This window comes from Parahoeflea alexandrii, assembly GCF_027214025.1.
GTDB lineage: Bacteria > Pseudomonadota > Alphaproteobacteria > Rhizobiales > Rhizobiaceae > Hoeflea > Hoeflea alexandrii_A.
This window is the reverse complement of sequence record NZ_JAPWHB010000001.1, coordinates 289,432-301,404: the sequence shown is the minus strand read 5'-3', so window position 1 is coordinate 301,404 and position 11,973 is coordinate 289,432. Positions and strand designations below refer to the sequence as shown.

Here is an 11,973-nt window from a genome sequence, read left to right as displayed (position 1 = left end):
GCACTGGCGCGGCGCGGGTGCCGCCCGCCGCCGCACTCCTTTTCATGACCAGCATTTCAAACTTGATCCCAGAGGTATCGACATGAACTCCCAGACAGGAAACCCGGCCACCAGACGTGTGGACATCATCGTTGTCGGCGCCGGCTTCGGCGGCATGTACGCGGTCTACCGCTTCCGCGAAATGGGCAAGAAAGTCCTCGGCATCGAGGCCGGCGGCGATGTCGGCGGCGTCTGGTACTGGAACCGCTATCCCGGCGCGCGCTGCGACCTGATGAGCGTCGACTACAGCTACGGCTTCTCCGACGAGATCCAGCAGGAATGGAGCTGGTCGGAACAGTTCGCCGCCCAGCCGGAAATCCTCGCCTATGCCAATTTCGTCGCCGACAAGCTCAAGCTGCGCGACAATTACCTGTTCGACACAAGGGTCGAGAGCGCGGTGTGGGATGACAAGGCGAAGCTGTGGCGCGCCACGCTCAACAGCGGCGAGATCGTCGAGGCTCCGTATTGCATCATGGCGACGGGCCCCTTGTCGGTTCCCAAGGATCCGGAGATCGACGGCATCGGCACGTTCAAGGGCCAGATCTTCAGGGCGCAGAAATGGCCGCACGAGAAGGTCGATTTCACCGGCAAGCGGGTGGGCGTGATCGGCACCGGCTCCTCCGGCATCCAGATCGTCCAGGAAGTCGGGCGCCAGGCGGGCGAACTCTATGTCTACCAGCGCACCCCGAGCTGGAGCCTGCCGATGCGCAACCACGCGATCTCGGACGAATACCAGGCCGAGATGAAGGCCAACTATCCCGGCATGCGCGCGGCGATGCGGCTCAACCCGACCGGCGGCACGCGGCCCGTCACCTCCAGGCCCTATTTCAGCCTGCCGCCCGAGCAGCGGCTTCTGACCATGGAGCAGGCCTGGATCAATGGCGGCCACACCTTCCTCGGCTCCTTCTCCGATCTTCTGGTCAACCAGGCGGCCAACGACCAGGTCGCCGAGTTCGTCCGCGGCAAGATCGACGAGGTCGTCGATGATCCGGCAACCGCCGAAGCGCTCAAGCCGCGCGGCTACCCGGTCTTCGCGCGCCGGCCCTGTCTCGATACCGAGTACTACGAGACCTACAACCTGCCCAATGTGCACCTCAAGGACTGCCTCAAGGACCCGATCGTCGAGATCACCGAGAACGGCATCCGCACCGAGGCCGGCGAGGTCGAGCTCGACATGATCATCTTCGCCACCGGCTATGACGCGCTCACCGGCGCACTGATGGCGTTCCGGGTCGAAGGCCGTGACGGCCGCTCGATCAACGACAAGTGGCAGGGCGGCGCCCAGTCCTATCTCGGCCTGATGGTCGAGGGTTTCCCCAACATGTTCCTGACCTGTGGCCCCAATGGACCGGCAGCACTTGCCAACATCATCACCATCAGCGAGCACGATGTCGACTGGATTGCCGATCTGATCACCCACATGGAAAAGACCGGCCAGGCCGTCGTCGAAGCCACGGAGGCCGGCGAAACACGCTGGATGGACGTTGTCGTCAATCTCGCCGCCATGTCGCTGGTGCGCAAGGCCAAGACCTGGTGGGTCGGCGCCAATGTCGAGGGCAAGTCACAGGGGCTCACCATGTTCATCGGCGGCTTCAACAAATATGCCGAAGCCTGCGCGGCGGCAAAGACCGGCGGCTACCCCGAGCTCGCCTTCGAGCCGGCGCGGCAGAATGCCGAAGCCTGACAACAACGAGCCGGCCGGCCCTCGACAGGTGCCGGCCGGCTTGCTTCGGCGTGCCCGGTTGCGCCGCCAGGATAGGGATTGCCGGATCGAGATAACCGGATCGGGATTGATGGAGGGTCGCTGTGAGCGCACTGTTTCAGCCACTGCGGATGGGCGGCGTTTCGCTCGAAAACCGCATCGTCGTGTCGCCGATGTGCCAGTACAGCGCCGTCGAGGGGCTGGCGCAGCCCTGGCATCTGATCCACGTCGGCGGGCTGATGCTGTCGGGCGCAGGCCTCGTCATCATGGAAGCCACCGCCACCGAGGCGGCGGGACGCATCACCCACGGCTGTCTGGGGCTTTATACCGATGCGCACGAGGCGGCGCTCACGTCGCTGGTCGCGGAGGCTAAGAAATTATCGGACGCCGCAATCGGCATCCAGCTCAGCCATGCCGGCCGCCGTGGTTCCTGCCGTTCGATCCGCGATCGCAACAAGGGCGAATCGCTGCCGCCGGAGGAGGGCGCCTGGCAGACCTACGGCCCCTCGAGCTTCGGCTATGACGAGACCTGGCACACGCCAAAGGAAATGGATGCCGATGACATCGCCCGGGTGACACAATCCTTTGCCGACGCAGCCCTCCGCGCCGACCGGGCCGGCTTCGATGTGCTCGAGATCCACGCCGCCCACGGCTATCTGCTGCACCAGTTCCTGTCGCCGGTCACCAACCATCGCACCGACGCCTATGGCGGCTCGACGGAAAACCGCATGCGGTTTCCGCTTGAGGTGGTGCGCGCGGCACGGGCGGTCTGGCCGAAACACAAGGCGCTCGGCGTCCGGGTCAATTCCACCGACTGGCATCCGCAAGGCCAGTGCATCGCCGATGCGCTGACATTTGCGCAGCAGCTCGAGGCGGCTGGGGTCGACTACGTGGTCATGTCGGCGGGCAATCTGGCGCCCGGCTCGAAGATCCCACCGGCGACGCCGGGTCACCAGGTGAACTTCGCAACCCTGATCAAGCGGCGCACCAGCCTGGTCACGATGGCCGTCGGCCTGATCGCCACGCCGGAGCTCGCCGACGAGGTCATCCGCGAGAACAAGGCCGATCTGGTGGCCATCGGCCGGGCGATGCTCGACAATCCGCGCTGGGGCCTGCATGCCGCAGCAAGGCTTGGCGTCGACGTCGACTACGCCCCGCAATATCTGCGCGCCCGGCCCAACAACTGGCTGGGCTTCCCGCTGGTCCATCCCGATGCCGCGCCCGTCAAGGCAACACGTCAGGTCGACCGCCCGGCTTCCGGCGCCGGCTGGGACCGGCCTTCGACCTAGCCCTGGTTTGCCCGGGCCTGAGCCGGATGGTCAGTCGCGCAGCACCAGCACCTCGCAGGTCGCTCCGGCCTTGGCCGGCGGCGCGAAGGGCGGCCGGATGATCAGGCAGCGGGCATCGGCGAAAACCGTCATCAGCGAGGAATCCTGCTGCGCCGACGGGATCGCGACCAGCCGGCCTTCGTCATCGGTCTCAAGATCGCTGCGCAGATAGTCCTGACGCATGTCGTTCTCGGGCAGGTCCCTGCCGAGCAGAGCGGTTCTCTTGCGGTCCGGGTCGGGCCTCCCGGCGAGCCGCGCAATCAGCGGCTCCAGGAACAGATACGCGCAGACCAGGCTCGAGGCCGGGTTCCCGGGCAGCCCCAGCACCCGCAATCTGCCCAGATTGCCCGACATCAGCGGCTTGCCCGGCCGCATCGCGATCTTCCAGAAATCGAGCGCCATTCCGCGGCCGGTCAGCGCCTTCTGCACCAGGTCATGGTCGCCGACCGAGGCGCCGCCAATCGTCACCAGCACGTCGACCTCGTGCGCCAGCGCCGTATCCAGCGCCTCGTCGAGCGCTTCGATCCGGTCGGCGGCGATCCCGAGGTCGATGACGTCGGCGCCTGCACTGCGCGCCAGGGCGGCAATGCCGAATGTGTTCGAGGCGATGATCTGGCCCGGGCCGAGTGTCTGGCCCGGCAGGCGCAACTCGTCGCCGGTGGCGAGGATCGCGACCCGCGGCTTGCGGATCACCGGCAGTTCGGCATGGTTCATCGCCGCGGCGAGCGTGATGGCACCGGCATCGAGCACACGGCCTCTTGCGAGCCCGGTCCTGCCTTCGCTGAAATCGACGCCGGCGGGCCTGATGTTGCGGCCGGCTTCGGGGGCTTGCGTGACCAGCACCAGCCCGTCCTCGAGCCGCTCGGTGTTTTCCTGGATCAGCACCGTGTCCGCGCCCTCGGGCACCGGCGCGCCGGTGAAGATGCGGATGGTCGAATGGGCGGCGAGGGCGCCGTCAAACCCATGGCCAGCAGCGGATTCGCCTTGCAGTGTGAGACGCGCGCCGGTCACCGCTTCCGCCGCCCTGACCGCGTAGCCGTCCATGGCCGAAGCCGCGAAGGGGGGCTGTGTGCGCAAGGCCAGCAGGTCGCGGGCGAGCACCCGTCCGCCGCTCTCGGCCAGTCCCAGCATCTCGGTTTCTGCGGAAGCTGCCGCTCCGTCCAGAATCCGTGCCAAGGCCTCGTCAACCGGCATCAGTGCCATGGGGTCTTTCCCTTCAGGTGTCGAGTTTCCAGTCGCCGGACTTGCCGCCCGACTTCGCCAGCACCCTGATGCCGCCGATCTCCATGCCGCGGTCCACCGCCTTGGCCATGTCGTAGATGGTCAGGCAGGTCACCGAGACGGCGGTCAGCGCCTCCATCTCGACCCCGGTCTTGCCGGTGAGCTTGGCAAGCGCACGCACCCGGAGCCCGGGCAGCGTCTCGTCGGGTTCGATATCGACGCTGACCTTGGTCAGCGCCAGCGGATGGCACAGCGGAATGAGATTGGCGGTCTGCTTGGCGGCCATGATCCCGGCGATCCGCGCCGCGCCGATCACGTCGCCCTTCTTCATGTTGCCGGCGAGAATCAGCTCAAGCGTCTCGGGTTTCATCCTTACCTGACCGACAGCCTCGGCGATCCGCACTGTGTCGGCTTTGTCGCCGACATCGACCATGGCGGCCGAGCCGTCCTCGGCGAGATGGGTCAGGCGCGGGGAGGTCTCGTCAGCCATTCATTCGGCCGCCGCGTTTGCGGGCGCGCCGGTGAGCAGCGCGCGGGTTGCCGCCGTCACGTCGGCCTGGCGCATCAGGCTTTCGCCGACCAGGAAGGTGGAAATGCCGCACTTTTGAAGCCGCTGGCAATCCGCATGCGAGCCGATGCCGCTCTCGCCGACCAGGATCCGGTCCTCCGGCACCAGCGGCGCCAGCCGCTCGGAATTGGTCAGCGACACCTCGAAGGTGCGCAGGTTGCGGTTGTTGACGCCGATCAGCCGGCTGTCGAGCTTCAGGGCCCGTTCCGTCTCCGCCTCGTCATGCACTTCGATCAGCGCCGCCATGCCGAGCGCATGCGCCGCGTCCTCGAGCCGCCTGGCGTCATCGTCGTCGAGCGAAGCCATGATGATCAGGATCGCGTCGGCGCCCCAGGCGCGCGCCTCGTGCACTTGGTAGACATCGAACATGAAGTCCTTGCGCAGCGCGGGCAGGGCGCAGGCGCCCCGGGCTGCCGTGAGAAACTCCGGCGCGCCTTGAAACGACGGCGCATCGGTCAGCACGGAGAGACAGGCCGCCCCTCCGGCCTCGTAGGCCTTCGCCAGCGACGGCGGGTCGAAATCCGCGCGGATCAGCCCCTTCGACGGGCTGGCCTTCTTGATCTCGGCGATCAGCCCGTAGCCGCCGGCGCGGTGCTTGGCCTCGATCGCCCCGATGAAATCGCGTGGGGCACCCGCGTCGCGGGCACGCGCCTTGATCTCGTCGAAAGGGATGGCGGCCTTGGCGGCTGCGATCTCGTCACGCTTGTAGGCCTCGATCCGGTTGAGAATATCACTCATCGTCTCACCCTGCCTTTGGCGCCGGCGCATGCGCCTGCGACACGCTCACCAGCCTGCCGAGCGCGTCGAGCGCGGCGCCGCTGTCAATCGATTGTGCGGCGATGGCGATGCCGTCGCGCAGGCCTTCGGCCTTCCCGGCGATCACCAGCGCACCGGCGGCGTTCAGCACCGCGATGTCGCGATAGGCGTTCTTCTCGCCTTCCAGCACCCGCTTCAGTGCAGCCGCGTTCTGCACGCCGTCACCGCCCTTGAGCTCGCTGAGCGGAACCCGGGTCAGGCCAACCTCTTCCGGGGTGACCTCGAACGCGCGGATCCGGCCGTTTTCCAGCGCATGAACTTGGGTCACGCCGGTTGTGGTCATCTCGTCAAGGCCTTCACCGTGCACCACCCAGACGGTCTCCGAGCCGAGATCGCGCAGCACCTGCGCCAGCGGATCGAGCCAGTGCGCCGAGAACACTCCGAGCAACTGCTTCTTGACGCCGGCCGGATTGGAAAGCGGGCCGAGCAGGTTGAAGATCGTCCTTGTGCCGAGTTCCACCCGGCTTGGTCCGACATGGCGCATCGCCGAATGATGCGCCGGCGCGAACATGAAGCCGACGCCGGCCTGTTCGATACAGGCCGAGATGCCTTTCGGGTCGAGCTCAAGCGAGATCCCCAGCGCCGACAGCGCATCCGCCGTGCCCGATTTCGATGACAGCGCCCGGTTGCCGTGCTTGGCCACCTTGACCCCGGCGCCCGCGGTGATGAACGCCGCGGCGGTGGAGACATTGTAGGTACCCGAGGCATCGCCGCCGGTGCCGACGATGTCGACCGCGTCGGTGGGCGCCTTGACCGGCAGCATCTTCTCGCGCATCACGCTGACCGCGCCGTAGATCTCGTCGACGCTTTCGCCGCGGACCCTGAGCGCCATCAGGAAACCGCCGATCTGCGACGGCGTGGCGTCGCCCGACATCATCACGCCAAATGCCGAACGGGCTTCGATCCGGTCGAGTGGTTGACCGTCCGCCACCTTGGCGATGAAGGATTTCAGATCAGCCATGTTGGTCGGCCCCCGTTGTCTTGATCCTCAGAACGCCAGTGCGCGTTCTGCCAGCTGACGGTTGACCGACACGCCGTAATCGGATTGCAGCCGCGCCACCATCTGGTCGAGGATGTCGTCGGCGATCTGCTGCGACACCTGCCGGCGCTGCTCGATCGACACCGAGTCCGCCGTCACGGACGAGGCGTCGTTGACCGAGTTCACCTTCATCAGGATCCGGTTATCGCCCGACGCGTCGCTGGCCACCTCGACCAGGCCCTTCGGACCAGAGAAGGCGGAAGCCACGGCAGCCTCGCCGAACACCGCATCGGCGCCATTGCGGCCGAGCGCGTACTTGGTTTCAATCGCCACCGACAGCTCCTCGGCAATCGCCGAAAGCTCTGCGCCCTTGGCCAGGCGTTCCTTCAGCTCCGTTGCCTTGGCGCCGAGCGCTTCGGCGGTCTTCATTGCCGTCCAGTCAGCCACAACCTTCTCCCGCACCTCGTCGAGCGTGCGGTCGCGGGCAGGGATCACGTCATTGACCTCGAACCAGACAAAGCCTTCCGCGCCGATATTGATCGGCGGCGTCTCGACGCCGATCTCGGCCTCGAAGGCATCGCGCAGCAGCGCCTGCGATTCCGGAATGTCGCGGACGACCGTTTCTTCGGGCGTCCGGCCGCTGCGATCGATGGCATCGATCGTCACCGGCGTCAGCTTCTGCTGCGCCGCCGCTTCCTCGAGCGTCATGCCGCTGGCGCGCGCGTCCTCATAGGCGTCGTGCACGTCAAGCAGCACCTGGGCGGCTTCCGCCAGCGCCAGCTGTTCGCGGATCTCCGCTTCGACTTCCTCGAAGCTCTGGGACGATTCGGGCTTGATTTCCGCGACCCGCAGGATCACAGGGCCGAACTGGCCGTCGACCACCGGCGTGGTGCCGCCGGCTTGCGTGACTGAAAACGCGGCATCGGCCAGCGACTGGTCGGGCACGCTGCCTTTGGCAAAGCTGCCGATCCGCACATCGTTCGCCGTGCGGCCCTGTTCTACAATCAGATCGTCAAAGCTCTTGCCGCCGGCAAGCTCGGCAGCGGCTGCGTCGGCGGCTGCGCGGTCGGCGAACACCAGTTGGTCGATCACCCGCGTCTCGGGCGTCGTGTAGCGGTCCTTGCGGGCCTCGTAGTCGGCGCGCGCCGTTTCCGCGGCAATCGCCGCCGGATCGGCGATGTCCTGGTTCTGCAGCTTCACATAGGTGATCTTGCGGTATTCGGGTGCGGCGTAACGGGCCTTGTTCTCCTCGAACCAGGCCGAAAGCTCGGCATCCCCGGGGGCTTCCACTGCATCGATGCTGGATGGGGTCAGCAGCAGGTAATCCACGTCGCGCGTTTCCGCGTCATATTGGGCCAGCGCCTTGATCAGTGCCTCGGGTGCGGCAAAACCGTCCGAAACCGCCTCGACGATCTGGGTTCTGACCGCAACCTGGCCGCGGCTCCTGAGATAGTCTTCCTCGCTCATGCCCGCCGAGCTCAGCACCCGGCGGAAATTGTTGCGGTCGAAACGGCCGTTGAAATCGTGAAACGCCGGGTCTTCGGCAATCAGCGCCGCAAGCCGGTCGTCCGACAGGCCGAGATTCATCGTGCGCGCCTGCTCGTCGAGCAGAGCGCCCGCGATCAGCTGCGAATAGACCTGGTTTTCGATGCCGAAGGCGCGGGCCTGCTCGGTGGTCAGCCGCTGTCCGATCTGCCGTCCCACCACCGCCATCTGCCGGTCATAGGCGAGGCGGAACTCGTTCGGGCTCACCACCGTGTCGCCGACCGTGATCACCGCATTGCTCCCGGCGGTCAGGATTGAGCCTGAAATGCCCCACACGCCGAACGACGCAACCAGCATGATGAGGAGGAATTTGGCGACCCAGCTCTGGGCGCCCTTACGCAAAGTATCAAGCATCAAAGCTCCTGCGGCATCAACAATATCGGTCCCGGACATGCCTGGTGATCGCACCCGAGACCTTCCAACCGACCCTTTAGACCAAACCAGAGGCGAAATGAAGTGCGCGCCGGACGATTTGCGAGCCGCAGGCGTGCCGGTGAAGGCCTGTCGGCTGCTCACCTGCCATGTGCCTGATGCTGACCGGTCGAACGCCGGACATCCCTTCAGCCGCCATGTAGACGCGAGTTGCGGCAACCTGTTCGCAGTGCCGGCGCATCGGAAGGTATATGCTTAGAGAAATCTCAACACATGGACTGCTAGATGTGGATCCGAAATATTTGGTTCAACTGGCAAAACGCATCGTGATTCAATCGCAGAATGTCGAAGGCATCGATCCCGCATCGACGGTGATCACCAAGATGAGGGAGCATGGCATCTCCTCGTTGCCACGCAACTATGCGCTTGTGTACGAGTTCCTCAACACCACCGACGCCGACTTCATACGGGAATTCGGGGCGCTCGACCATCGCCCGACCCAGTCGCAGCTTGATGAAATCGGAAAGAAGTTTCTGCCCCATCACCATGGCATTACGGTCGTCGAAGAGACCCGTGAGCGCGTCTCAGGGGAAATCAAGGGCCTGATCCGGTTGTACCGGCAGGACCAGGCCGCGCGTCGGCAATATTCGGATCTGCTCGACAACACCTCTTCACGGATTTCCGCAAGAACCGCGTCCGGCGCGGCTGGCGTGGATTCGCTTGTCGACGTGCTGTCCTCAGCGACCGGCGACACTCTGGAGAAAGCCGAGGCTTTTGTCCGGCAGATGGTCGAGCGCGCCAGCGAAATGGCCCAGGTCAGGTCCGAACTCGAAGAATACAAGCGTCTGGCCACCATCGACGCCATTACCGGTCTGTTCAACCGGCGCGCCTTCGATGAGCGGCTGTCCGGCATCTACAAGGACCCGTCCGCCATTCCGCATCACGCGCTGCTGGTCGCCGACATCGATCATTTCAAGAAGTTCAACGACACCTATGGCCATCAGGTCGGCGACCGTGTCCTGAGCGTGGTTGCCGGCGTGATGAAAAGCGTGCTCAGTGACGAGGCCTTCGTGGCCCGCACCGGCGGCGAGGAGTTTGCGATCGTCCTCGGTGGCACCACCGTCGATATCGCCGCCGGGATCGCCGACCGGATCAGGCTGGTCGTCGAGAAGACCTCGCTCAAGGACCACTCCGGCGGTCTCGATTGCGGCCGCATCACCATCACCTTCGGGCTGTGCATGGCCTCCGATGCCGCGGGGCCGGAGGACCTCTACGGCAACGCGGACATGGCTCTCTACGCGGCGAAGAACAGTGGCCGCAACCGGATCCGGGCCTTTGACCGGACAATCAAGATGAAGAAGATGCTGCGTTTCAATCGCTGATCGGCAGCCGGAGGCTGCGGCGAGGGGTCGTCGGGGCTTCCGTCGTGGCCCGGATATCAGCTCCCGCATTGAAGCGATGCCCGTCCGGCGAAGTTACCTTTCCTTTAGGAAAAGCCGATTAATGTGGGAAAAAACGCCTTGGTGAGAGCAGGGATAGAGCGGCATGGCTACAAGCGCCAGGAACATGGCTGACCAGTTTGAAGAAGTGTATTACCGTAGTTCCGATGTCCGGTATGGCGCCCATTGCCCCGGCATCGTCGAACTGGTGTTCAAGGACAACAAGCACTTCATCGCGCTGACGGGGGTCATCGTGAATCTGTCGGTCACTGGCTGCCTGTTTTCCAATGACAAGATGCCCTGGGCCAACCGGGAAGGCCGCAAGCCCGATGATTCCCTGTTCGACGTCATCGACGAGGCCTGTCACATCTATATTCCCTGGACGGAAACCCATTGCGCTGCTCGCATCCGCCGCGTCGGCTCTTTCATCATCGGCGTCCAGTTCCGCCGCCCGCTGCCGGAAAGCCTTGTCAAGTTGATCGCCAGTCTCGAGCCGGGCGAAAACCGGCGCTTGCGGCCGAAGGAAACAAGCCGGTACAACCGGATTCTTCCGATTGCCCGCCGGTAGCCGCCGGACGTCTTGCCGGCCGTCATCCCGACCACCCTGCCGTTTGCAAATCAGACCCGGTCTGCTAAGTCCGCTCCATGACAATCGGACCGGAGAATTCTGATGACACCTGACATTCGCCCGCTTGTGGCCGGCAACTGGAAGATGAACGGCACGCGCGAAAACCTTGCCGAGCTCAAGGCGATTTCCGAGGGGCTGGGTCCGGATCTCGCCGACCAGATCGACGCTCTGATCTGCCCGCCCGCGACGCTTCTCTATGTCGCCACGGCGGTCGCAGAGCAGACCCCGCTTTCGATCGGCGCGCAGGATTGCCACGACAAGCAGAGCGGCGCCTATACCGGCGACATCTCGGCCGAGATGATCGCCGATTGCCTGGCGACCCACGTGCTTGTCGGGCATTCCGAACGCCGCACGCTGCATGGCGAGACCGACGAGACGGTGCGCGCCAAGGCCGAGGCCGCGAAGGCCGCGGGTCTCGTCCGCGTCATCTGCATCGGCGAGACCGAAGCCGAGCGCAAGTCCGGCAAGACGCTCGATGTGCTCGGCAGCCAGCTTGCAGGCTCCGTCCCCGATGCCGCCACTGCCGCCGACACCGTGATTGCCTATGAGCCGGTCTGGGCCATCGGCACCGGCCTGACGCCGACCGTCGCCGACGTCACCGAGGCGCATGCCTTCATCCGCGCCGAGATGGAAGCCCGCTTTGCCGGGGAGGGGGCCCGCATGCGCCTTCTCTATGGCGGTTCGGTCAAGCCCGACAATGCCGCCGAGCTGCTGGCCGTGCCGCATGTTGACGGCGCCCTGATCGGCGGTGCCAGCTTGAAAGCGGCCGACTTCCTCGCCATCTGTAAGGCCTGCCGCAGCCTTCTGGGCTGAGCGGAGACCGATTTTGACCGCCTGACGGCGGTGGTTCCGTCCAGACGGGACTTGGAAAGCTGGCTGCCCTCGTGTAAAGAGCCGCCAAACCGGACTGAGATTGCGCCCTTCAGGGGCAGGAAAGAACCCGATGCAAACCGTTTTGATTGTCATTCATCTCATGATCGTGCTGGCGCTTGTCGGCATCGTGCTGATCCAGCGCTCCGAAGGCGGGGGCCTTGGCATTGGTGGCGGTTCCGGCTTCATGTCGGCGCGCGGTGCGGCCAACGCGCTGACGCGCACCACCGGCATTCTTGCCGCGGCCTTCTTCGTCACCTCTCTGGCGCTCGGCATTCTCGCCCGCTACAGCGAGAGCCCGACCGACATTCTCGATCGGATCCCGAGCCAGACTCAGGGCACCGGCTCGGGCGTTCTCGACCAGCTCGGCGGCACGCCAACACCCGCAACCGCACCCGATGCAGCCGGCGAAATTCCGGCGGCGCCAGCGGATTCCGGCACGGACGTTCCGTCCGGTCAGTAAGGC

11 protein-coding genes are annotated in these 11,973 nt (G+C 65.3%); 6 read left to right on the top strand and 5 right to left on the bottom strand.

What is annotated here, in order from left to right; translation table 11 throughout:
* Positions 1-82 precede the first annotated feature (82 nt).
* Positions 83-1,723 (top strand): flavin-containing monooxygenase, encoded by a 1,641-nt coding sequence (locus tag O4H62_RS01475; protein ID WP_269385375.1) that lies wholly within the window; start codon positions 83-85, stop codon positions 1,721-1,723.
* Between the two features lie 122 nt (positions 1,724-1,845).
* Positions 1,846-3,030: an NADH:flavin oxidoreductase/NADH oxidase gene (locus O4H62_RS01470; RefSeq protein ID WP_269385374.1), complete on the top strand. Its 1,185-nt coding sequence runs from the start codon at positions 1,846-1,848 to the stop codon at positions 3,028-3,030.
* A 30-nt stretch (positions 3,031-3,060) separates the two neighbouring features.
* On the opposite strand, the gene O4H62_RS01465 is transcribed toward O4H62_RS01470, so the two are convergent.
* Genes O4H62_RS01465 through O4H62_RS01445 form a run of 5 tightly spaced genes read right to left on the bottom strand, consistent with a single transcriptional unit; the run spans position 3,061 to position 8,552 of the window.
* The gene (locus O4H62_RS01465) at positions 3,061-4,272 is read right to left on the bottom strand and encodes a molybdopterin molybdotransferase MoeA (RefSeq protein WP_269385373.1); all 1,212 of its coding nucleotides are present in this window, start codon (positions 4,270-4,272) and stop codon (positions 3,061-3,063) included.
* Between the two features lie 13 nt (positions 4,273-4,285).
* The gene (moaC, locus tag O4H62_RS01460) at positions 4,286-4,780 is read right to left on the bottom strand and encodes a cyclic pyranopterin monophosphate synthase MoaC (protein WP_269385372.1); all 495 of its coding nucleotides are present in this window, start codon (positions 4,778-4,780) and stop codon (positions 4,286-4,288) included.
* The gene (gene trpC, locus O4H62_RS01455; protein WP_269385371.1) at positions 4,781-5,596 is read right to left on the bottom strand and encodes an indole-3-glycerol phosphate synthase TrpC; all 816 of its coding nucleotides are present in this window, start codon (positions 5,594-5,596) and stop codon (positions 4,781-4,783) included.
* A gap of 4 nt (positions 5,597-5,600) precedes the next feature.
* Complete coding sequence (gene trpD, locus O4H62_RS01450) at positions 5,601-6,635, bottom strand: anthranilate phosphoribosyltransferase (protein WP_269385370.1); 1,035 nt, start codon at positions 6,633-6,635, stop codon at positions 5,601-5,603.
* A 27-nt stretch (positions 6,636-6,662) separates the two neighbouring features.
* Positions 6,663-8,552: a peptidylprolyl isomerase gene (locus O4H62_RS01445; RefSeq protein WP_269385369.1), complete on the bottom strand. Its 1,890-nt coding sequence runs from the start codon at positions 8,550-8,552 to the stop codon at positions 6,663-6,665.
* Positions 8,553-8,896: 344 nt separating this feature from the next.
* On the opposite strand from O4H62_RS01445, the gene O4H62_RS01440 reads away from it, so the two are divergent.
* From O4H62_RS01440 to secG, 4 genes are all read left to right on the top strand, one after another.
* Positions 8,897-9,952: a GGDEF domain-containing protein gene (locus tag O4H62_RS01440; protein WP_269385368.1), complete on the top strand. Its 1,056-nt coding sequence runs from the start codon at positions 8,897-8,899 to the stop codon at positions 9,950-9,952.
* Positions 9,953-10,115: 163 nt separating this feature from the next.
* Positions 10,116-10,577 (top strand): hypothetical protein, encoded by a 462-nt coding sequence (locus tag O4H62_RS01435; protein WP_269385367.1) that lies wholly within the window; start codon positions 10,116-10,118, stop codon positions 10,575-10,577.
* Positions 10,578-10,679: 102 nt separating this feature from the next.
* Positions 10,680-11,450, top strand: a complete 771-nt coding sequence (gene tpiA, locus O4H62_RS01430) for a triose-phosphate isomerase (protein ID WP_269385366.1) — start codon at positions 10,680-10,682, stop codon at positions 11,448-11,450.
* Between the two features lie 130 nt (positions 11,451-11,580).
* On the top strand, positions 11,581-11,970 hold the full coding sequence (gene secG, locus O4H62_RS01425) for a preprotein translocase subunit SecG (RefSeq protein ID WP_269385365.1): 390 nt from the start codon (positions 11,581-11,583) through the stop codon (positions 11,968-11,970).
* Positions 11,971-11,973 lie beyond the last annotated feature (3 nt).

What these genes read in the sequence shown, in the direction of transcription:
- O4H62_RS01475 (WP_269385375.1), top strand. Translation starts at nt 83, where the DNA reads ATGAACTCCCAGACAGGAAACCCGGCCACCAGACGTGTGGACATCATC.
- O4H62_RS01465 (WP_269385373.1), bottom strand. Translation starts at nt 4,272, where the DNA reads ATGGCACTGATGCCGGTTGACGAGGCCTTGGCACGGATTCTGGACGGA.
- moaC (WP_269385372.1), bottom strand. Translation starts at nt 4,780, where the DNA reads ATGGCTGACGAGACCTCCCCGCGCCTGACCCATCTCGCCGAGGACGGC.
- trpC (WP_269385371.1), bottom strand. Translation starts at nt 5,596, where the DNA reads ATGAGTGATATTCTCAACCGGATCGAGGCCTACAAGCGTGACGAGATC.
- trpD (WP_269385370.1), bottom strand. Translation starts at nt 6,635, where the DNA reads ATGGCTGATCTGAAATCCTTCATCGCCAAGGTGGCGGACGGTCAACCA.
- O4H62_RS01445 (WP_269385369.1), bottom strand. Translation starts at nt 8,552, where the DNA reads ATGCTTGATACTTTGCGTAAGGGCGCCCAGAGCTGGGTCGCCAAATTC.
- O4H62_RS01435 (WP_269385367.1), top strand. Translation starts at nt 10,116, where the DNA reads ATGGCTACAAGCGCCAGGAACATGGCTGACCAGTTTGAAGAAGTGTAT.
- tpiA (WP_269385366.1), top strand. Translation starts at nt 10,680, where the DNA reads ATGACACCTGACATTCGCCCGCTTGTGGCCGGCAACTGGAAGATGAAC.
- secG (WP_269385365.1), top strand. Translation starts at nt 11,581, where the DNA reads ATGCAAACCGTTTTGATTGTCATTCATCTCATGATCGTGCTGGCGCTT.